Below are 19,855 nucleotides of genomic sequence, written 5' to 3' on the forward strand. Positions count from 1 at the left end.
CCTGCCTTGATCTGCATCTTGTCGGCAACCCTTGCGAGGGGAGACGCGCTTTCCTTACGGCAGCAGCGCGATCTGCTGCAGACCCATGTTTTCCGGCACGCCGAACATCAGGTTCATGCACTGCACGGCCTGGCCGGCGGCGCCCTTGACCAGGTTGTCCTGCACCACCAGGATCACCACGGTGTCGCCGCCGTCCGGACGGTGCAGCGCGATGCGCAGCATGTTCGAACCGCGGGTCGAGCGGGTTTCCGGGTGCGAGCCGAAGGGCATCACGTCGACGAATTCGGCGTCGCGGTAGGCGTCCTCGAACAGGGCCTGCAGGGCGGCGTTGTCGATCTCCTTCGTCAGGCGCGCGTACAGGGTCGAGTGCATGCCGCGGATCATCGGCACCAGGTGGGGCGTGAAGATCAGGCCGACTTTCTGGTCGGTATAGCGCTGCAGCTGGGCCGAGGTTTCCGGGGTGTGGCGGTGGCCGGCCACGCCGTAGGCCTTGAAGTTGTCGCTGGCTTCCGAGAACAGGGTGCCGATCTCGGCCTTGCGGCCGGCGCCGGACACGCCCGACTTGCTGTCGGCGATCAGGTTGCCGGCGTCGATCAGGCCGGCCTTCAGCAGCGGGTAGAAGCCCAGCTGCATGGTGGTCGGGTAGCAGCCCGGGTTGGCGATCAGGCGGGCCTTCTTGATGTCTTCGCGGTTCAGCTCCGGCAGGCCATACACCGCTTCCTCGATCAGCTCGGGCGCGGTGTGCTCCATCTTGTACCACTTCTCGAAGGCGGCGCGGTCCTTCAGGCGGAAGTCGGCGGCCAGGTCGATGACTTTCACGCCGGCGGCCAGCAGCGCCGGGGCCTGGGCCATGGCGACGCCGTGCGGGGTGGCGAAGAACACCACGTCGCACTGGGTCAGGTCGGCCTTGTCCGGGCTCGAGAAGGCCAGGTCGACGTGGCCGCGCAGCGACGGGAACATGTCTGCCACCGGCAGGCCGTCTTCCTTGCGCGAGGTGATGGCGGTCAGCTGCACCTCGGGATGGGCCGACAACAGGCGCAGCAACTCCACGCCCGTGTAACCGGTACCGCCAACGATGCCAACTTTGATCATGTTCTTTCCTTCGTAAAGATAAATAAGGCCCAGCGAGGACGAGGCTGCAATTTTAGCAGCGTCACCGAAAATTCGGGGTCAGAGCACTTTTTCGCATGCTGAAAAAGTGCTCTGACCCCGAATTACTGACCCGAGTTATTGGAAAACAAAAAAGCCGCCGGCTTTGCAGCGGGCGGCTTTCTGTCTGGCAGCAGCGCAGAGCGCTGCAGATCCAATTAACGCTTCGAGAATTGCTTTGCGCGACGTGCTTTGCGCAGACCAACTTTCTTACGCTCGACTTCACGGGCGTCACGGGTGACGAAACCGGCACGTGCCAGGTCAGGCTTCAGGCCTGCATCGTAGTCGATCAGTGCACGGGTGATGCCGTGGCGCACTGCACCTGCCTGGCCGGACTCGCCGCCGCCATGCACGTTGACCTTGATGTCGAAACGCTCGACGTTGCCGGTCAGTTCCAGCGGCTGACGGATGACCATCAGGCCGGTTTCGCGCGAGAAGTACTCGGCAGCCGGTTTGCCGTTCACGATGATCTGGCCGGTGCCAGCCTTGATGAACACGCGGGCGACTGCACTCTTGCGACGGCCGGTGCCGTAATTGTAGTTACCGATCATGTCAGTTCCTTAGAAATCGAGTGCTTGCGGTTGCTGGGCTGCGTGCGGGTGGGTAGCTTCCGCATAGACCTTCAGCTTCTTGATCATGGCGTAGCCCAGCGGGCCCTTCGGCAGCATGCCTTTGACAGCCTTTTCCAGGGCGCGGCCCGGGAAGCGCTGTTGCATTTTCAGGAAGTTGGTTTCGTAGATACCGCCCGGGTAGCCCGAGTGACGGTAGTAGGTCTTCTGGGTGGCCTTGGTGCCGGTCACGCGCAGTTTGCCTGCATTGACGACGACGATAAAGTCACCGGTGTCGACGTGCGGAGTAAATTCCGGCTTGTGTTTGCCGCGCAGTCGGCGTGCCACTTCGCTGGCAACACGTCCGAGGACTTTGTCCGTCGCGTCAATCACGTACCAATCGCGCTGGACTTCATGGCCCTTAGCGGAAAAAGTTTTCATGTTGACTTCCTATATCTAGGTGTAAATGCTCAAATGGTGGTTCCGCTCGTCGATGCTGCCAACTGCGGACTCTGCCTTATTGTCTTTTCCTGAGCAAATGGAAAGCCCACGATCATAGCTGATCGGGGGCTCCCCAGTCAAGCCAGCCTTGACGCATACCCCACACTCCGCATGGTGATCCAGCACAAAGAAGGTTAATGCGTATATGCAACTATTTGTTGACCCACAAAAGAATAGCAATTTACTATGGGTGACATCGTAGAGGAGACTCCGTGAACACCCGTCCGATCCTGCCTGCCCTGTTCGCCCTGCTGTACTCGGCGTCGGCGCTCGCCGCGCCACCTGCCGCATCCGCCAGCGCATCCGCCGTCGCCGCCGCCAAGCCGGCTGCCCGCAGCTGCCACCTGCCCGGCGCCGAGGAAACGCTGCGCTGCCTGTCCATTCCCGTCCCGCTCGACTATGCCGCGCCCGTGGCCGCCGGCCTGAAGCTGCACGTGACCGTGGCCCCGGCCTTCCGCGCGCCGGCGCGCCCCGATCCGCTGTTCGTGCTGGCCGGCGGTCCCGGCCAGGCCGGCAGCGACGTGCTGCCGCTGCTGTCGGCCGCATTCAAACGCGTGCGCGCCACCCGCGACATTGTCTTCATCGACCAGCGCGGCACCGGCCTGTCCGGCAAGCTCGATTGCGAGACCCCGCCCAACGAAGAGATGCTGAGCGACGCCGAGATCGAAGCCGGGCTGCGCCGCTGCATCGGCACCAAGCCGGCGCCCTTCGCCGCCTACACCACGGCCGCCGCCGCGCGCGACATCGAGCAGGTCCGCCGCGCCCTCGGCTACGGCAAGATCAACGTCTGGGGCGGCTCCTACGGCACGCGCCTCGGCCAGGCCTATGCGCGCGCCTTCCCGGACAGCGTGCGTTCGCTGGTGCTGGACGGCGTTGCCGCGCCGGACCAGGTGATCCCGGCCGGCGGCCGCGACGGCCAGGCCGCGCTCGACAAGCTGTTCGCGCAATGCCGGGCCGACGCCGCCTGCAACAAGGCCTACCCCAAGCTGCGCGCCGAGTTCGACACCCTGGCCGCGCGCGCCGAGGCCGGCCTCAAGCTGTCGGTCGCCGATCCGCGCACGGCCCAGCAGGTGACGTTCACGATGACCGGTCCGCGCTTCCTCGGCACCGTGCACAACATCCTGTACTCGCCGGCCGACGCGCGCCGCCTGCCCTTCCTGCTGCACAGCGCCTGGCAGGGCCGCTGGGAGCCCTTCATCGCGCGCCACAACATCGCCGGCGACTTCGCCAGCGATGCCTCGACCGCGACCCTGCTCTACCTGTCGGTGGTCTGCGCCGAGGACGTTCCGCGCATGACGCCGGCGCTGCTGAAGGACGACGCGGCGCTGCTCACGCGCCCGCTGGCCGACCGCATTCCCGGCCTGTGCCGGCTGATGTCGGTGCCGGCGGTGCCGTATGCCGAGCCGTCGACGATCCAGGCGCCGGCGCTGCTGCTGTCCGGCGCCCTCGATCCGGTGACGCCGCCGCGCCGCGCCGAAAGCGCCGCGCGCCACATGCGCAATGCCCAGCAACTGGTGGTGGCGAATGCCGGCCACGGCGTCTCGCAGCTCGGCTGCGCGCCGCGCCTGCTGCGCGAATTCCTCGACCGCCCGGCCAGCCCGCTCGACGCCAAGTGCCTGTCCGAGATCCCGGCCCCGACCTTCCAGCTCGGCAGCGCCGGGCCGCAACCCTGATCCCCAGTCCGCCATGATAGAAGTCCAGGAAGTACGCAAACAGTTCGGCTCCGTGCACGCCCTCGGCGGCGTCAGCTTCACCGCACGCGACGGCCAGATCACCGCCCTGCTCGGCCCCAACGGCGCCGGCAAGACCACCCTCCTGCGCACCCTAGTCGGGCTGCTCAGGCGCGACCACGGCAGCATCGCGATCGACGGCGTCGACCCGGAAAAGGATCCGCTGGCGGTACGCCGCAACATCGGTTTCCTGACCGACCAGTTCGGACTCTACGAGCGCCTCAGCACGCGCGAATACCTGCGGTACTTCGGTGAACTGAACGGCATGGCCGGCCCCTCGCTGCAGGAGCGCATCGACGAAGTGTCCGGGCTGCTGCAGATGGACGACATCCTGGAGCGCCGCGCCAAGGGCTTCTCGCAGGGCCAGCGCATCAAGGTGGCGCTGGCGCGCACGCTGCTGCACCGCCCGCGCCACCTGCTGCTGGACGAACCGAGCCGCGGCCTGGACGTGATGAGCACGCGCGCCCTGCGCACCGCCTTGTCAAGCCTGCGCGCCGAGGGCTGCTGCGTGATCATGGCCACCCACGTGATGCAGGAAGTGACCCACCTGTGCGACGACGTGATCGTCATCGCCAAGGGCCATACGGTGGCCCAGGGCTCGCCCGAGGACCTGTGCCGGCGTACCGGCATCGCCAACCTGGAAGACGCCTTCGTCAGCCTGGTCGGCACCGAAGAAGGGATCGCCGCATGAAACCGAAATTCCTGATCGTCTTCCTGAAAGAGCTGCGCGAAGCCCTGCGCGACCGCCGCACGCTCGCCCTGCTGGCGCTGTTCACCCTGATGTATCCGATCATGATCGGCTACGTGGTCAACCAGACCATCAAGCGCGCCACCAAGCCGGAGCGCGACGGCGTCGAGATCGCGGTCATCGGCGGCGCCCAGGCGCCCACGCTGATGGCTCAGCTCAAGCAGCGCAACATCACCGCCAGGGAACTCGGCCCGCTCGACGAGCCGGCGATCACCGAAGCGCTGCAGGCGCGCAAATACGCCGTGGTGCTGCGCCTGTCCGACAAGTTCACCGAGAACTATGCGGCGATGCGCCCGGCGCGCGTCGAGCTGTGGTACGACTCGGCCGACGAAAACGGACCGCGCCGCCGCGAAGTCGAGAGCGTGCTGGAAGCCTACAACGCCAACGTCGCCGGCGCGCGCCTGCTCGCCCACGGGGTGTCGCCGGCGACGCTGGCGCCGGTCCAGGTCCAGCGCTTCGATACCGCCACCAATGCCTCGCGTTCGGCGGGCCTGATCGGCGGCATCCTCGGCATCCTGTTCGTGCCGGCTTTCATCTGCGGCATGTCGACCGCCGTCGACAGCACCGCCGGCGAGCGCGAGCGCCGCTCGATGGAAGTGCTGATGGCGCAGCCGGCCAAGGCCTGGGAGCTGGTGGTCGGCAAATGGCTGACTTCCGGCAGCCTGGCCATCATCGGCGTCACGCTCGAACTGGTGCTGGCGCACGCCATCCTGTCCTGGCTGCCGCTGGAAGAGATCGGCATGTCGTGGAGCATGGGCTGGGGCGAGCTGATACTGATCTGCATCGTCAGCGTGCCGCTGTGCCTGTTCGCCGCCGGGCTGCAGGTGGCGCTGGCCATGAACGCCAAATCCTTCAAGGAAGCGCAGAGCGTGCTGAGTTTCGTGATGATCGTGCCGATGCTGCCGGCCTTCATCGTGCCGATGATGGAGCTGAAGACCGCTGACTGGATGTATATGGTGCCGGTGCTGTCGAACCAGACCCTGCTGCGCGAAATGAGCAAGGGCGGCGACATCGGCGCCCTGCCCGTCCTGATGACCTTTGCCTGTTCGGCGCTGGCGGCGCTTGTGGCCGTCGGCTTCGCCAGCTGGCGCATGAAGAGCGAACGCTACGTGCTCTCCGTGTAAGCCTTAGAATAGACGCCCTGAATCACGCAAGGGAGAATGCAATGGAAGTCAAAGTCAGCTGGAACGGCCCGTCGGGGATGAGCTTCCGGGCCGAAACCGGCTCGGGCCACATGGTCAGCATGGACGGCGCGCCGGAAGGCGGCGGCCACAACCTGGCGCCGCGCCCGATGGAGATGGTGCTGCTCGGTACCGGCGGCTGCACCGCCTATGACGTGGTGCTGATCCTGAAGCGCGGCCGCGAGGACGTGCGCGGCTGCGACGTCACGCTGAAGGCCGAACGCGCGGACGCCGATCCGAAGGTGTTCACGAAGATCCACTTCCATTTCATCGTCAGCGGCCGCAACCTGAAGCCGGCGGCGGTGGAGCGGGCCGTCAGCCTGTCGCACGACAAGTACTGCTCGGCTTCGATCATGCTTGCCAAGACGGCCGAGATCACGCACTCGTTCGAGATCGTCGAGGCGTAAGCACGTGGGCACGGGGTGCCCACGCGGACATCCAATCAAATGTAATACGCGGTGGTGGTCATGACCTTGGCCATCGCCCGCATCGCCATGCGCACCGGCAGCGGCATCTCGGCCGCGCCCATCGCCTGGGCCTTGGCGCCGTGCTCGATCTCGTCGACGCGCATCTGGTCGACGATGGCGCGCGACTTGCCGTCCTGCGGCGGCAGTTTGTCCAGGTGGCTGTTCAGGTGGGCCTCGACCTGGCGTTCGGTCTCGACGACGAAGCCCAGGCTGTGGGCGTCGCCCATGCGCGCCGCCACCGTCCCCAGCGCATAGGCGCCGGCATACCACAAGGGATTCAGGAGGCTCGGCTGGGAACCCAGTTCGGCCAGGCGTTCGGCCGTCCAGGCCAGGTGGTCTTCTTCCTCGCGGCCGGCCTGCTGGAACTGGGTGCGCATCGCCGGGCTGCCGGCATGGCGCGACTGCGAGTCGTACAGGGCCTGGGCGCAGACTTCGCCGACGTGGTTCACGCGCATCAGGCCGGCGCTGTGGCGCGCCTCCTGGGCATTCAGTTCGCAGTCCTGGGCCAGGGTGCCGGGATTCGGACGCGAGGCCTTGGCCACGCCGCCGACCACGCGCAGCGCGCGGTCGAAGCCCGAGATCAGGTTGTCGAGAGGATTGATGGAGCGGGACAGGTTATCCATGGCTTGCATGTTCAATACGCTTGAAAGCGCCATTATATCCCTCGGCCGCTTTTCCCCCCATCCGGCAGGGAAAGGAAGTTGTCAAACTGGACAGAAATTTTTCACTGCCGTATGCTGAGACGCAGTTTCCGCTGCACCCTGGTCGCGCATTTTTGCAATCTGGGACGGTGAAACTGCCGTGTGTCGCATGGACGCTGCCCCTGGCGCTCATTTTTAATACAATGCAATAGTCATCAAAATACGCAGATTCTCACTATGGAATTAGAAATCCGCAACCTGTCCAAGACCTACGCCAACGGCGTGGTGGCGCTGGACGGGGTCACGCTGAGCATCCCGCCCGGGATGTTCGGCCTGCTCGGGCCGAACGGCGCCGGCAAATCGACCCTGATGCGGATCCTGGCCACCCTGCAGGAATGCGATTCCGGCTCGGTGTTCCTGGACGATATCGACCTGCTCGACGAAAAGGACGAGGTGCGCCGCCTGCTCGGCTACCTGCCGCAGGATTTCGGCGTCTATCCGAAAGTGACCGCTTACGAACTGCTCGACCATTTCGCCCAGCTGAAAGGCCTGGCGAACCGCGCCCGCCGGCGCGAAGTGGTCGACGGCCTGCTGCAGCAGACCAATCTGTTCGAGGTGCGCGACCAGCGCCTCGGCACCTTCTCGGGCGGCATGAAGCAGCGCTTCGGCATCGCCCAGGCCCTGCTGGGCGACCCGCAGCTGATCATCGTCGACGAGCCGACCGCCGGCCTCGACCCGCAGGAGCGGGTGCGCTTCCATAACCTGCTGTCCGACATCGGCCAGGACAAGACCGTGATCCTGTCCACCCACATCGTGTCCGACGTCGCCGACCTGTGCGCCAACATGGCGATCATCAACAAGGGCCACGTGCTGCTGTGCGGCGAGCCCGCCAGGCTGATCGAGGGCATCGAAGGCAGGATCTGGGCGCGCTTCGTCAGCAAGCCCGAGCTGCTCGCCTTCCAGAAGCGCCATACGGTGATCTCGACCCGCCTGCTGAGCGGACGCCCGATGATCCACGTGTATGCCGAGCGCTATCCGGGCGACGATTTCGAACCCGTCCACCCCACCCTCGAAGACGTCTACTTCGCCACCATTGCCGGCCGCCACAATGCGGCGGCGGGAAACTGCTGAGTTCATGCGCGCGCTCTACGCCATTGCGCTGTTCGAGGCCCGGCAGCGCCTGAAGCTCCTCTCGACCTGGGTCTATTTCGCCTCCTTCCTGGCGCTGGCGATGCTGTGGGTGGCCGCGTCCGGCGGCGCCTTCAAGGAATTCACGGTCTCCTTCGGCGGCCGGGTGCTGGTCAACGGTCCGCGCCAGGTGGCGCTGTCCGTGGCCCTGCTGGGCTGCTTCGGCATCGTGGTGGCGGCCGCCATGCTGGGCCGCTCGGTGCAGCAGGACTTCGAATACGAAACCCACCACTTCTTCTTCAGCGCGCCGATCCCGAAGTCCGCCTACGTGTTCGGGCGTTTCCTCGGCGCCCTGGCCACGATGGCCGTGGTGTATTCCTCGATCGTGCTGGGCAACCTGCTGGGGACCCTGCTGCCGGGCGTCGACCCGTCGCGGGTCGGGCCGTTCTCGGCGCTGGCCTACCTGGCGCCCTACTTCCTGACCCTGCTGCCCAACCTGTTCATCTTCGGCGCCATCTTCTTCGTGCTGGCGGCGCTGACGCGGCGCATGCTGCCGGTGTACGTGGCCGGCGTGGTGATGATGATCGGCTACCTGGTGGCGCCCTCGCTGGCGCGCGACCTCGACTACAAGACCCTGGCGGCCCTGATCGACCCCTTCGGCACCACCGCCCTGATCCGCCTGACCGAATACTGGACCATCGCCGAGCGCAACACGCGCATGGTCCCGTTCGAAGGCGTCTACCTGGCGAACCGCCTGATCTGGTCGGCCTTCTCGCTGGTCGTGCTGCTGCTCGGCTACTGGCGCTTCAGCTTCGTCTCCAGCCCGCCGGCCCGGCGCGCGGCCGCGCGCGGCGAAGGCGAGACCGCGGCGGCCACGCCCCAGCCGGCCGCCAGCACGCGCGAGGCGCCCGACTTCGCCGCCCGCAACCTGGGCCTGCTGCTGCTGAAATCGACCTGGCTCAACCTGCGCGAGTCGGTCAAGAACGTCTACTTTGCCGTGATCGCGCTGGCCGGCGTGCTGGTGCTGGTGGTCAGCTCGCTCGACCTGGGCACCATCTACGGCACCACCACCTATCCGGTCACCTACATGGTGCTGGACCTGATCCGCGACGTGTTCGCGGTGTTCCTGCTGATCGTCACCACTTTCTATGCCGGCGAAATGGTCTGGCGCGAACGCGAATCGCGCATGGCCCAGATGCTGGACGCGATGCCGGTGCCGAGCTGGCTGCCGCTGGCGGCCAAGACCCTGGCCCTGGTCGGCCTGCAGGCCGTGCTGCTGCTGGTGGCGATGGTGTGCGGGATGCTGATCCAGCTGTTCCGCGGCTACGTGGCGCTGGAGCCCGGCCTCTACCTGTTCACCCTGTTCGGCGTGCTGCTGCCCAAGTACGCGCTGGTGGCGGTGCTGGCGGTCGCGGTCCAGGCCATCCTCAACCACAAATACCTCGGCTACTTCGTGCTGGTGCTGTACTACGTGGCCAGCATCACCCTGTCCACGCTGGGCCTGGATCACCCGATGCTGCTGTACGGCGCGCTGCCGGACGTGACCTATTCGGCGATGAACGGCTTCGGCCACCACCTGGCGCTGCAGCGCGCACTGCTGGTGTACTGGGGCGGCGCCGCGCTGGTGCTGCTGGCGGCCGCGCTGGTGCTGTGGCCGCGCGGCGTGACCGACCGCTTCCACGACCGCCTGCAGCTGGCGCGCCAGCGCCTGAGCCCGGGCGTGCTGGGCGCCTTCGGCCTGGGCGCCCTGCTGTTCCTGGGGTCCGGCGCGCTGCTCTGGTACAACCTGGAACACGTGGGCGCCTACCAATCCGCCTGGACCAAAGACCGCCTGCGCGCCGAGTACGAACTGCGCTACCACCGCTACGCGAAACTCGCGCAGCCGCGCATCACCGACGTCGACCTGCAGGTCGACATCATGCCGGCCACCCGCACCCTGAAGGTGAAGGGCGCCTACCAGCTGGAGAACCGCAGTGGCGCGCCGATCTCGGAACTGGTCCTGACCCAGCAGCCCGGCCCGGTGCTGCGTCCGCGCTTCTCGCAGCCGGTGCGCCTGCTGTCGGCCGACGCCAAGCGCGGCTTCTACCGCTACACCCTGGCCACGCCGCTGGCGGCGGGCGCGCGCATCGCCCTCGAATTCGAACTGGAGGATGCGCCGGGCGGCGTGCTGGGCCTGGGCCGCGACACGGCGGTGGTGGGCAACGGCACCTTCTTCAGCAACGCGCTCCTGCCCCACGTCGGCTACCAGCACAACGTCGAACTGCAGGACGACCGCGACCGCAAGCGCCACGGCCTGGCGCCGAAGGAGCGCATGGCGACGCGCGAGGACGAAAGCGCGCGCGCCAGCAACTACCTCGGCGGCGACGCCGACTGGATCCGCTTCGACGCCGTGGTCTCCACCTCGCTCGACCAGATCGCGGTGGCGCCGGGCACCCTGGACAGCGAGTGGATGGCCAAGGGCCGCCACTACTTCCACTACCGGATGGACAAGCCGATCCTGAACTTCTATACCTTCCAGTCGGCGCGCTACGAAGTGCGGCACGACCGCTGGCAGGATGTGACGATCGACGTCTACTACCAGCCCGGCCACGACTTCAACGTCGACCGCATGATCAGCGGCGCCAAGGCCGCCCTCGAATACGGCACGAAGCACTTCGCTCCCTACCAGTTCCGCGAGCTGCGCATCGCAGAGTTCCCGCGCTATGCCTCGTATGCCCAGGCGGCGCCGGGCGCCATCGCGTTCTCGGAGAGCGCCGGCTTCATCGCCAAGGTCGATCCGGAATCGCGCAAGGACATCGACTACCCGTATTACGTGACCGCCCACGAAGTCGGCCACCAGTGGTGGGCGCACCAGCTGATCGGCGCCGACACCCGCGGCGCCACCGTGCTGTCGGAGAGCCTGGCCGAATACACGGCGCTGATGACTATGCGGCGCAGCTTCGGCTCCAGCAAGATGCGGCGCTTCCTGCGCTACGACCTCGAGGAATACCTGATGGGCCGGGCGACGGAACGCAAGCGCGAACTGCCGCTGGCGCAGAACGAGGACCAGCCCTACATCCACTACCGCAAGGGCAGCCTGGCGATGTACCTGCTGCAGGACCTGGTGGGCGAGGAAACCGTGAACGGCGTGCTGCGCCAGCTGCTGGCCGAATACGCCTTCCGCGGGGCGCCCTACCCGACCGTCACCACCCTGATCGAGAGGCTGCGCGCGGTGACGCCGGCGGACAAGGCCTACCTGATCGACGACCTGTTCGAGTCCATCGTGCTGTACGGGAACCGCGCCGACAGCGCCAGCGCGCGCCGCCGCAAGGATGGCAAATACGAGGTGACGATCCGCGCCACCGCCGGCAAGGTGAGCGCCGGCGAACTGGGCGAGGAACGCGAGGTGCCGCTCAAGGACTGGATCGAATTCGGCGTCGACGACGAAAACGGCAACCCGCTGGCACGCGAGCGCCGCCTGGTCGAGCGCCGCCAGCAGACCGTCGTGCTGGTGGTCGACGGCCGCCCGGCAAGGGCCGGCATCGACCCCGATAACAAGCTGATCGACAGGAAACCAACGGATAATATGGTCCCTGTCGACACGCAATAAACTTCACGTTATTATCTGGTCACAATTTCCTGTTAGGAGTATGAGGATGTCTACCGTCGCCGAACTGGCCGCACAGATCCAGCAGCTTTCCCCAGCGGAAAAACGCGAGCTGCTGCAGTTGCTGCTGACCGACAGCGACGAGGCGGAACAGGACGCCGACGAAGCCTGGCGCGCCGAGATCGTGCGCCGCGTGAAGGCGATCCGTAACGGCGAGGCGGCGATCCGCGCGCTGAAGGAAGACTGGCGGGAGTAATCCGCCGCTGCCGCGGCTTGTGGCAGACCTTGAAACAACCGCGAAGCGATTCGCGGTTTTTTTATGCCCGGGTATCGGTCCTGCGCGCGAACCAGGCCGCCAGCACGGAACCGGAGAGGTTGTGCCAGACGCTGAACAGCGCACTCGGCACCGCCGCCAGGGGACTGAAGTGCGCGGCCGCCAGGGCGGCGCCGAGTCCGGAATTCTGCATGCCCGTCTCCAGCATGACCGCCTTGCGCTTCGCGAGGTCCATGCCGAACATCCTGGCGAACAGGTAGCCGAGCGCGAAACCCAGCAGATTGTGCAGGACCACGGCCACCAGGATCAGCAGGCTGCCGGTCGCGAGCTTGGGTTGATTCAGGGCAACGACGATGGCGACGATCACCACGATGGCCGCCGTGGACACCAGCGGCAGGACCTTGACGCTGGCCGCCGCCTGCCGGCGGAACAGGGTCTTGGCGACGATCCCCAGCAGGATGGGGACGATGACCACCTGCACGATATCCAGGAACAGGGACTGCGTGTTAATGCTCATCCATTTGCCGGCCAGCAGGGACACCAGGGCCGGCGTGGCGAGCGGCGCGACCAGGGTCGACACCGAGGCGATCGACACCCCGAGCGCAACATCGCCCTTCGCCAGGAAGGTCATCACGTTGGAGGCCGTGCCACTGGGACAGCAGCCGACCAGGATCACGCCGACGGCGATGTCCGGCGGCAGGCGCAGCGCCACCGCCAGCACGTAAGCGATGCCGGGCATGATGAGGTAGTGGCCGACGACGCCGATCGCGACGTCCTTCGGCCGGCGGAAGACTTCCCGGAAATCCGCCGCCGACAGGGTCAGCCCCATGCCGAACATGACGATGCCGAGCAGGGGCGTGATCCAGGCCTTGTGGCCCGTGAACAGCTGGGGCGCGAAAAAGCCGAAGCAGGCGAACAGGAGGACCCAGGCCGAAAATGTTCTGCCTACAAAACTGCTGACTTTTTCCAGTGCCTTCACGCGTGTTCACTTTCCGATGACGAATCCTGGAAGAGCGTAACACGCCTCCATCGGTAATGCTTATAGGCACTGTCGATTTATCGGCTCAGCTTCTGAATTGGCGCAGAAGCTTTCCCAGCCATCGCCGGGCGTGACGGCCTGGCCGGACATTGCGGAAAAGATTCCATACATGGCGCGAACAGCAAAAAAACGCGGGCCAAAGCCTGCGTTCCTTTATGGGAAACAGCTGGTCTTATTCGCCAACCGCCTTCTTTGCCGCCGTGGCACGCTTGGCCGCCGGCTTCTTGGCTGCCACTGCCTTGGCGGCAGGCTTTTTGGCGGCAACCGTCTTGGCCGCCGTCTTCCTGGCGGCGGTCTTGGCTGCCGTCTTGGCCACTACCGCCGTGCCGCCCTCGTCTCCGCCCTCGTCGGCACCCGCAGCCTTGCCCTTGGCGCCCGGCTTGGCCTTGCGCTCCTCGAATTCGAAGCTGATCTTGCCGTCCTTGCCGCGCACCAGGAAAGCTTTGAATGGGCGGCGCGTGCGCTGCGAGATGAAGCCCGGCAGCAGGTCGGTCTTGCCTTCGTTCAGCAGCTTGGCCATCTGCTCCGGCAGGATCTCCTGCTGCAGGATGATGCGGCTGCTGCGGAAGTCGCAAGTCTTGGGCTTGGCCACCTGGTGTTCGCACACATAGGCCAGGCCCATCTCGTAGACGCCGCCATTGCATTTCGGGCAGGGGCCGAGCGGGGTCTGGCCGGTGAAGTCGACGCCTTCGCCCTCCTCGCCCTCTTGCTGGTCCTGGCCGAAGTCGAACTCCAGCTTGTAGTTGTGGATGTCCTCGTCGCGCACGATGCGCAGGATGGCGGCGAAGGGACGGCCCATCTTCGAGCGGAAGCCCTGCAGCGGGCCGATGGTGCGGTTCTTCAGCAGTTCCTCGACTTCCTCGATCTCGAACTGGCGGCCGCCCGGCACCTTGCTCATCGAGAAATCGCACTTGGTGCAGGCGAAGCGGCGATAGTTTTCCTTGACCACGCCGGCGCAATTCGGGCACGGCGTCTTGAGGGTCGCGTACTCGCCCGGAATGGTGTCGTTGTCGTATTCCTTGGCGCGCTTGACGATGATCTGGGTCATCTGCGCGATCTCGCGCATGAACTCTTCACGCGAGATCTGGCCCTTCTCCATCTGCGACAGCTTGTATTCCCATTCGCCGGTCAGTTCCGGCGCGGTCAGCTCGTTCACGCCCAGGCCGCGCAGCAGGGTCATCAGCTGGAAGGCCTTGGCGGTCGGGATCAGGTCGCGGCCTTCGCGCAGCAGGTATTTCTCTGTCAGCAAGCCTTCGATGATGGCGGCGCGGGTCGCCGGCGTGCCCAGGCCCTTGCCGGCCATGGCGTCGCGCAGCTCGTCGGAATCGACCAGCTTGCCCGCGCCTTCCATCGCCGACAGCAGGGTCGCTTCGTTGTAGCGTGCGGGCGGCTTGGTCACCAGGCCGTTCGGCGTGACCTTGTCGGCCAGCACCTTCTCGCCCTTGGCGACCGGCACCAGGCTGGCGCCGTCCTTGTCGTCGCCGGCGGCTTCCTTGCCGTACACGGCCAGCCAGCCGGGGTTGGTCATGACCTTGCCCTCGGTCTTGAACTGGTGGCCCGAGACTTCGGTATAGCGGGTCGTGACCAGGAACTCGGCGGCCGGGAAGAACACGGCCATGAAGCGGCGCGTGACCAGGTCGTAGAGCTTCTGTTCCGGCTCGGACAGGTTCTTCGGCACCACGCCGGTCGGGATGATCGCGAAGTGGTCCGAGATCTTGCTGTTGTCGAAGATGCGCTTGTTCGGCTTGACCCAGCCTTTATCCAGGATCTGCTTGGCGAACTGGTGGTAGTTCGGGTTTTCCTTCAGCACGCCCAGGGTGTCCTTGACCGTGCCGATGTAGTCTTCCGGCAGCGCGCGCGAATCGGTACGCGGATAGGTCAGCACCTTGTGCTTCTCGTACAGCGCCTGGGCCAGGCCCAGGGTGTTCTTGGCCGAGAAGCCGAAGCGGCCGTTGGCTTCGCGCTGCAGCGAGGTCAGGTCGAACAGGGCCGGCGCCATCGAGGTGGTCGGCTTCGATTCCTCGGTGACGATGCCCTGCTTGCCATGGCAGGCGACGACGATGGATTCGGCGGCGGCCTTGCTCCACAGGCGCTCGGCGCGCTTTTCCGGATCGTTCTCGTCCTTCTTGAAATTCGTGTCCAGCCAGCGCCCTTCGTAGACGCCGGCGGCGCAGACGAACTCGGCGCGCACCTCCCAGTAATCGCGCGGCACGAACTTGCGGATCTTCTCTTCGCGCTCGACCACGATCGACAGGGTCGGGGTCTGCACACGGCCGACGGTGGTCAGGAAGAAGCCGCCCTCCTTCGAGTTGAAGGCGGTCATGGCGCGGGTACCGTTGATGCCGATCAGCCAGTCCGCTTCCGAGCGGCAGCGCGCGGCGTCGGCCAGCGGCAGCATCTCTTCGTCGCTGCGCAGGTGGGCGAAGCCGTCGCGGATCGCGTTCGGCGTCATCGACTGCAGCCAGAGGCGCTTGACCGACTGCTTGGCCTTGGCGTTCTGGGCGATCAGGCGGAAGATCAGTTCACCTTCGCGGCCCGCGTCGCATGCGTTGATCAGGGTCGTGACATCCTTGCGCTTGATCAGCTTGTTCAGCACCTTGAGGCGCGATTCGGTCTTGGCGATCGGGTTCAGCGCGAAGTACGGCGGGATCATCGGCAGGTGGGTGAAGCTCCACTTGCCGCGCTTGACGTCGTACTCCTCCGGCACCGCGATCTCGAGCAGGTGGCCCACCGCGGACGACAGGACGTATTCGTCGGATTCGAAATACTCATCGTGCTTGGTGAAGCCGCCGAGCGCCTTGGCGATGTCGTTCGCCACGGAGGGCTTCTCGGCAATGATGAGGGCTTTGGTCATATGGTTTCTCTATATTCGGTGGTCGCGGCACGCGCATCATACATGACGGCGGCCGCACGGATCAGGATCGCATCCCCTGGAGTCCCGTCCGTTGATAGCTTATTGGTAACAATTAACAAGTAGCCGCAAATGATAAGCGGGTTGACGCGCACTCCGCAAGTAGACTCTGCCTCCCGTCTGCTGAGCGAAAATACGCCTCATCTTGCCTTATTGCAAGAAAAAACGGGGCCGCAGCCCCGTTTTCGTCATGACGATTGTGAAATATCAGTGTAGCAAGCGCGGTTCGGCGTCTTCGTCTTCGTCGGCCCCGAACAGGTCGTCGAACATGAGCGCGTCCGGCTCCTTGCCCTGGCTCCACAGCAGCATCAGGACGATGATCTTCAGCTTGCCCAGCGTGACCGGCGATTCGTCCAGCGCCAGCGCGCGTTCGATGACGATCTCGCGCTGCAAGGCGGTAAGCAGGCCGGCCAGCTCAAGGAACTGGATGAAGCCGACGGCAGCGCTGCCGAGGGCATCGACTTCTTGCGAAATATAGAAACGGGTACCGCTGGATTCAAGGGCCGGATTGGTGGTGCCGGCCATTTCGGTGAGACCGTTCAGCCAGTCCAGCGCTTCGGAAATCTCGACATCGTCGAAACCGACGGCGGACAGCTTGCGCGCCAAAGCGGCCGGCTCGGGGCAGGCATCGGGACGGTAATACGTCTCGTAGAGGTAGACTAGAATGTCGAACATGGTGACGCTACTGTAGCAGCTAAGTTCGCCCCGGCACAAGTGCGTCACAAGGTCCACTGCCGTCCAGAAACATCACCGTTGTTTATCGGCCTTATCCGCTTCTCTACTTACTTCACCACTCTTTGCACCCTGCCACCTGGCTGGCGTTCGACCATTCCGGCGAGCTCGAGCGCAAGCAATTGGCTGCTCAATAATGCGGGGCCGATGCCCAGCGATGCCAGCAAAATATCGGGCTCGACCGGGTCATGGCCGAGCGCGGCCAACAGGGCGTCGCTGCCGGCCAGCGCGGCGTCCGGCGCATCGCAGCGGGCGGCGCAACGGGGCGCCTCCGGCGACGCCCAGCGCGCCAGCGGCGACATCGCCATCGCCTCCAGCACGTCGGCCGCGGTGTCGACCAGCTTGGCGCCTTCGCGGATCAGCATATGACAGCCCTTGGCCAGCGCGGCATGGATCGAACCCGGGATCGCGAACACCTCCCTGCCCTGCTCGGCCGCCTGGCGCGCCGTGATCAGCGAACCGGACTGCGCCGCCGCCTCGACCACCAGCACCCCGGCCGCCAGCCCGCTGATGATCCGGTTGCGCTTCGGGAAATTGCCTGGCAATGGAGGCGTGCCGACCGGATATTCGCTGACGATGCAGCCTTCCACGCCGATGCGCTCGCACAGGGCGCGGTTGCGCGCCGGATAGACCAGGTCCGGTCCGGTGCCGATCACGGCGACGGTCGAGGCGGGCCCCGTCAGCGCGCCCTCGTGGGCGGCGGCGTCGATCCCCAGCGCCAGGCCGGAGACGATGCACAGGCCGGCACCGGACAGGCTCGCGGCAAAGGCCAGCGCGTTCGCCTTGCCCTGGGCGCTGGCGTTGCGGCTGCCGACCACCGCCAGCATGGGCGATGCCAGCAATTCCACACGCCCTTTTATATAGAGCAGCAAGGGCGGATCGGGAATCTGGGCCAGCAGTTCCGGATAGCCGGGCTCGCCCAGCCCCAGCACCCGGTGGCCGGGCCGCTCGCGCCAGCGCAGCGTGGCCTCGACCAGGCGCTCGAGCTCGGCCGGGGCGGGCGCCAGCAGCGCCCTTGCCTGGGCCGGGTTCACATGCGCCGCCAAGGCCGCCTGGCCGGCGCCGAACACGGCGTCGATGCTGCCGAAGGCCTCGATCAGCTTGATGCCGGTACGCGGGCCGATGCCGCTCGCCCGCTCCAGGCGCAGCCAGGCCGCCAGCCTTGCGTCGCTCATGGGTGACGCCAGAAACGCGACGGCCGCTGGATCGTCTGCAGCGGCCGTCTTGTGCGAGGGGTGGAAGTCCGTGTCCTGCACGGCGGGATTACTCCGGTGATTTCGCCACGTCGCCTATTTCCACCGGCAACGTCACTTGCATGACCAGTCCATACGAGACATGGCCGAACACCCGGAAAATGAACAGTTCGCCATACTGCTCGTCCGGCATCCTCAAGCTCGACTTGCCGAAGCCGAGGAAGCCTTTGCTGCCGCCCGGGTCCTGGATCGTCTTCCCGAGATGATAGAGCTGCAGCACGGAGCCGACATCGAGTCCGTCAAGCGCGCCCCGGTTGACAGTCACGACCTGGTTCTGCGACGCGTAATTCGATTCGCTGGCCATCGACATGATGCGCGCCGTGACCGGCCGCTCCGGCGCGTGCGGCACGTAGTTGCGCATCGGGACGGCCGGGGTCGGCAGCAGGCGGTCGCCGACACCCATTTCCTGCACCGAACTGGTGACCGTGAAGATGTGCACGTCCACGCCCGGCCCGGCTTCCTTCACCAGCCTGGCCGAGCCGACATAGGCAGCCTCGTGGGCGACGACCTTGCCGGTATCGGGGTCGATCAGTTCCTTGCCGGGACGGAAGACCTGGAAATTGGCGGCGCCGTTCAGGGGGCCGCGCACATAGACGCGGTCGCCTTCGGCCAGGTAGACCCGGGTTTCCGGGGTCGCGGCGATGCGCGGCGCGGCATCCAGCTCGCGCGGCTCGACCACCAGCGGCTGGGTCAGGAAGGGCTCGATCGCGCTCGAGGGAATCGAGGAGATGGCGTCGCGCTCCATTTCCTCGGTGCGGATCTGCGGCGACAGTTTCGTCACCGGCGGCAGGCCGGCGTCGGCGCCGGCGCCGCCCGCGCCCGGCTTGCTGAGCGTCAGGCGGCCGTGGGCGCGGTCGAAATAGATGATCTGGCCGGGGTAGATCCAGTGCGGGTTGCGGATCTCGTCGCGGTTCATGCCCCAGACCTGGGGCCAGCACCAGGGATGCTCGAGAAACTTGCCAGAAATATCCCAAAGCGTATCGCGCTTGACGACCACGTGCTGGTCGGGCGCGTTCGGGCGGAAGCTGCAGTGGGGGCCGGCGGCGGGAGCGGCCAGGGCCGGGATGGCCAGAACGGCAGATGCAAGAGCGGCGGCGGCGCTGCGGACCGTGAGCGATCGGACGACGCCTGTGCTAAAATTTTTCATCAAAGAGTCCGTAAAGTGCGGCTAAAACACAGATAAGTTCCTGGCAATCGACTCGCTGACCGCACGCCGGATCAAAGCTTGTTGTACCGAAGGGYTGCCGAACTGAATCAAATTCTGCCCACAAATCCCTGAACTAGCAAGACAACCGCGTCCTGCCACAGGCGCGGCGTGTTGCTTTTGTGTCTGTGCGGAAACAATTGTACAGGCTTGAACGGGCGTGACGGACACCCCATCTACGCATTACGACAGAATAAACAGAGTAAATAGAGAGCCATGGCCTTACTGAACATCCTTCGCTATCCCGACCCGCGCCTGCACAAAGTGGCCAAACCGGTCACCGAATTCGACGAGCGCCTGCACAAGCTGGTCGAGGACATGGCCGAGACCATGTATGACGCCCCCGGCGTGGGCCTGGCTGCGACCCAGGTCGACGTGCACGAGCGCGTGATCGTGATCGACGTCACCGAAACCCACGACCAGCTGCTGGTATTCGTCAACCCGGAAATCACCTGGTCGAGCCCGGAAAAGCAGGTCTACGACGAAGGCTGCCTGTCGGTGCCCGGCGTCTACGACGGCGTCGAGCGTCCGGCGCGCGTGAAGGTCAAGGCCGTCGACCAGCACAACAAGCCTTTCGAGATGGAATGCGACGGCCTGCTGGCGGTATGCATCCAGCACGAGATGGACCACCTGATGGGCAAGGTCTTCGTCGAATACCTGTCGCCGCTCAAGCGCAACCGCATCAAGACCAAGCTGCTCAAGGAAGAGCGCGCCCACCAGAACAGCGGTCCGAAGGCCGCCGGCCGCCGTTGATGGCGGCTCG

At 65.7% G+C, this 19,855-nt stretch carries 17 protein-coding genes; 8 read left to right on the plus strand and 9 right to left on the minus strand.

The window, feature by feature from the left end; all coding sequences use genetic code 11:
- Window positions 1-54 precede the first annotated feature (54 nt).
- The 3 genes from argC to rplM form a co-directional block, all read right to left on the minus strand.
- Complete coding sequence (argC, locus tag AC1DIX_RS15320) at window positions 55-1,092, minus strand: N-acetyl-gamma-glutamyl-phosphate reductase (protein WP_442124024.1); 1,038 nt, start codon at window positions 1,090-1,092, stop codon at window positions 55-57.
- Between the two features lie 215 nt (window positions 1,093-1,307).
- Window positions 1,308-1,700 (minus strand): 30S ribosomal protein S9, encoded by a 393-nt coding sequence (rpsI, locus tag AC1DIX_RS15325; protein ID WP_323143189.1) that lies wholly within the window; start codon window positions 1,698-1,700, stop codon window positions 1,308-1,310.
- A 9-nt stretch (window positions 1,701-1,709) separates the two neighbouring features.
- Window positions 1,710-2,138 (minus strand): 50S ribosomal protein L13, encoded by a 429-nt coding sequence (gene rplM, locus AC1DIX_RS15330; protein ID WP_435570927.1) that lies wholly within the window; start codon window positions 2,136-2,138, stop codon window positions 1,710-1,712.
- A 272-nt stretch (window positions 2,139-2,410) separates the two neighbouring features.
- Here rplM and AC1DIX_RS15335 point away from each other — a divergent pair, with 272 nt between their 5' ends.
- The 4 genes from AC1DIX_RS15335 to AC1DIX_RS15350 are packed head-to-tail and all read left to right on the plus strand — an operon-like array spanning window position 2,411 to window position 6,264.
- Window positions 2,411-3,871, plus strand: a complete 1,461-nt coding sequence (locus tag AC1DIX_RS15335) for an alpha/beta fold hydrolase (RefSeq protein WP_477325448.1) — start codon at window positions 2,411-2,413, stop codon at window positions 3,869-3,871.
- Between the two features lie 13 nt (window positions 3,872-3,884).
- The gene (locus AC1DIX_RS15340; RefSeq protein WP_442124026.1) at window positions 3,885-4,619 is read left to right on the plus strand and encodes an ABC transporter ATP-binding protein; all 735 of its coding nucleotides are present in this window, start codon (window positions 3,885-3,887) and stop codon (window positions 4,617-4,619) included.
- Window positions 4,616-5,800, plus strand: coding sequence for an ABC transporter permease (locus tag AC1DIX_RS15345; protein WP_442124027.1), 1,185 nt, complete (start codon window positions 4,616-4,618; stop codon window positions 5,798-5,800). Before AC1DIX_RS15340 ends, AC1DIX_RS15345 begins: the two co-directional genes overlap by 4 nt.
- 41 nt (window positions 5,801-5,841) lie before the next feature.
- On the plus strand, window positions 5,842-6,264 hold the full coding sequence (locus AC1DIX_RS15350; RefSeq protein ID WP_477325451.1) for an OsmC family protein: 423 nt from the start codon (window positions 5,842-5,844) through the stop codon (window positions 6,262-6,264).
- Between the two features lie 35 nt (window positions 6,265-6,299).
- On the opposite strand, the gene coq7 is transcribed toward AC1DIX_RS15350, so the two are convergent.
- On the minus strand, window positions 6,300-6,947 hold the full coding sequence (coq7, locus tag AC1DIX_RS15355; protein ID WP_442124029.1) for a 2-polyprenyl-3-methyl-6-methoxy-1,4-benzoquinone monooxygenase: 648 nt from the start codon (window positions 6,945-6,947) through the stop codon (window positions 6,300-6,302).
- A 255-nt stretch (window positions 6,948-7,202) separates the two neighbouring features.
- Between coq7 and AC1DIX_RS15360 the strand changes: the two genes are divergently transcribed.
- The 3 genes from AC1DIX_RS15360 to AC1DIX_RS15370 are packed head-to-tail and all read left to right on the plus strand — an operon-like array spanning window position 7,203 to window position 11,935.
- Window positions 7,203-8,096, plus strand: a complete 894-nt coding sequence (locus AC1DIX_RS15360) for an ABC transporter ATP-binding protein (RefSeq protein WP_442124030.1) — start codon at window positions 7,203-7,205, stop codon at window positions 8,094-8,096.
- Window positions 8,097-8,100: 4 nt separating this feature from the next.
- Window positions 8,101-11,682: an ABC transporter permease/M1 family aminopeptidase gene (locus tag AC1DIX_RS15365; RefSeq protein WP_477325453.1), complete on the plus strand. Its 3,582-nt coding sequence runs from the start codon at window positions 8,101-8,103 to the stop codon at window positions 11,680-11,682.
- Window positions 11,683-11,728: 46 nt separating this feature from the next.
- A complete protein-coding gene (locus tag AC1DIX_RS15370; protein ID WP_477325455.1) occupies window positions 11,729-11,935 on the plus strand; it encodes an addiction module protein in 207 nt (68 codons plus the stop codon).
- A 61-nt stretch (window positions 11,936-11,996) separates the two neighbouring features.
- Here the strand turns inward: AC1DIX_RS15370 and AC1DIX_RS15375 are convergent, their stop codons facing one another.
- The 5 genes from AC1DIX_RS15375 to AC1DIX_RS15395 all read right to left on the minus strand — a co-directional run bounded on the left by AC1DIX_RS15375 (window position 11,997) and on the right by AC1DIX_RS15395 (window position 19,035).
- Window positions 11,997-12,932, minus strand: a complete 936-nt coding sequence (locus AC1DIX_RS15375; RefSeq protein WP_442124033.1) for a bile acid:sodium symporter family protein — start codon at window positions 12,930-12,932, stop codon at window positions 11,997-11,999.
- A gap of 232 nt (window positions 12,933-13,164) precedes the next feature.
- Entirely contained in the window at window positions 13,165-15,846 is a 2,682-nt protein-coding gene (locus AC1DIX_RS15380; RefSeq protein ID WP_477253845.1) for a DNA topoisomerase III, read from the minus strand.
- A gap of 264 nt (window positions 15,847-16,110) precedes the next feature.
- Entirely contained in the window at window positions 16,111-16,578 is a 468-nt protein-coding gene (locus AC1DIX_RS15385) for a Smg family protein (RefSeq protein ID WP_477253843.1), read from the minus strand.
- 107 nt (window positions 16,579-16,685) lie between these two features.
- Window positions 16,686-17,810, minus strand: coding sequence for a DNA-processing protein DprA (gene dprA / locus AC1DIX_RS15390; protein ID WP_477325457.1), 1,125 nt, complete (start codon window positions 17,808-17,810; stop codon window positions 16,686-16,688).
- A gap of 88 nt (window positions 17,811-17,898) precedes the next feature.
- A complete protein-coding gene (locus AC1DIX_RS15395; protein WP_477325459.1) occupies window positions 17,899-19,035 on the minus strand; it encodes a LysM peptidoglycan-binding domain-containing protein in 1,137 nt (378 codons plus the stop codon).
- Window positions 19,036-19,308: 273 nt separating this feature from the next.
- On the opposite strand from AC1DIX_RS15395, the gene def reads away from it, so the two are divergent.
- Window positions 19,309-19,845, plus strand: a complete 537-nt coding sequence (gene def / locus AC1DIX_RS15400) for a peptide deformylase (protein WP_442124038.1) — start codon at window positions 19,309-19,311, stop codon at window positions 19,843-19,845.
- Window positions 19,846-19,855: the final 10 nt, after the last annotated feature.

The organism is Massilia sp. 05N420, from assembly GCF_056397205.1.

What these genes read in the sequence shown, in the direction of transcription:
- AC1DIX_RS15395 (WP_477325459.1), bottom strand. Translation starts at nt 19,035, where the DNA reads ATGAAAAATTTTAGCACAGGCGTCGTCCGATCGCTCACGGTCCGCAGC.
- AC1DIX_RS15365 (WP_477325453.1), top strand. Translation starts at nt 8,101, where the DNA reads ATGCGCGCGCTCTACGCCATTGCGCTGTTCGAGGCCCGGCAGCGCCTG.
- AC1DIX_RS15360 (WP_442124030.1), top strand. Translation starts at nt 7,203, where the DNA reads ATGGAATTAGAAATCCGCAACCTGTCCAAGACCTACGCCAACGGCGTG.
- coq7 (WP_442124029.1), bottom strand. Translation starts at nt 6,947, where the DNA reads ATGGATAACCTGTCCCGCTCCATCAATCCTCTCGACAACCTGATCTCG.
- argC (WP_442124024.1), bottom strand. Translation starts at nt 1,092, where the DNA reads ATGATCAAAGTTGGCATCGTTGGCGGTACCGGTTACACGGGCGTGGAG.
- rplM (WP_435570927.1), bottom strand. Translation starts at nt 2,138, where the DNA reads ATGAAAACTTTTTCCGCTAAGGGCCATGAAGTCCAGCGCGATTGGTAC.
- AC1DIX_RS15345 (WP_442124027.1), top strand. Translation starts at nt 4,616, where the DNA reads ATGAAACCGAAATTCCTGATCGTCTTCCTGAAAGAGCTGCGCGAAGCC.
- AC1DIX_RS15385 (WP_477253843.1), bottom strand. Translation starts at nt 16,578, where the DNA reads ATGTTCGACATTCTAGTCTACCTCTACGAGACGTATTACCGTCCCGAT.
- AC1DIX_RS15340 (WP_442124026.1), top strand. Translation starts at nt 3,885, where the DNA reads ATGATAGAAGTCCAGGAAGTACGCAAACAGTTCGGCTCCGTGCACGCC.
- def (WP_442124038.1), top strand. Translation starts at nt 19,309, where the DNA reads ATGGCCTTACTGAACATCCTTCGCTATCCCGACCCGCGCCTGCACAAA.
- AC1DIX_RS15350 (WP_477325451.1), top strand. Translation starts at nt 5,842, where the DNA reads ATGGAAGTCAAAGTCAGCTGGAACGGCCCGTCGGGGATGAGCTTCCGG.
- AC1DIX_RS15370 (WP_477325455.1), top strand. Translation starts at nt 11,729, where the DNA reads ATGTCTACCGTCGCCGAACTGGCCGCACAGATCCAGCAGCTTTCCCCA.
- rpsI (WP_323143189.1), bottom strand. Translation starts at nt 1,700, where the DNA reads ATGATCGGTAACTACAATTACGGCACCGGCCGTCGCAAGAGTGCAGTC.
- AC1DIX_RS15380 (WP_477253845.1), bottom strand. Translation starts at nt 15,846, where the DNA reads ATGACCAAAGCCCTCATCATTGCCGAGAAGCCCTCCGTGGCGAACGAC.
- dprA (WP_477325457.1), bottom strand. Translation starts at nt 17,810, where the DNA reads ATGAGCGACGCAAGGCTGGCGGCCTGGCTGCGCCTGGAGCGGGCGAGC.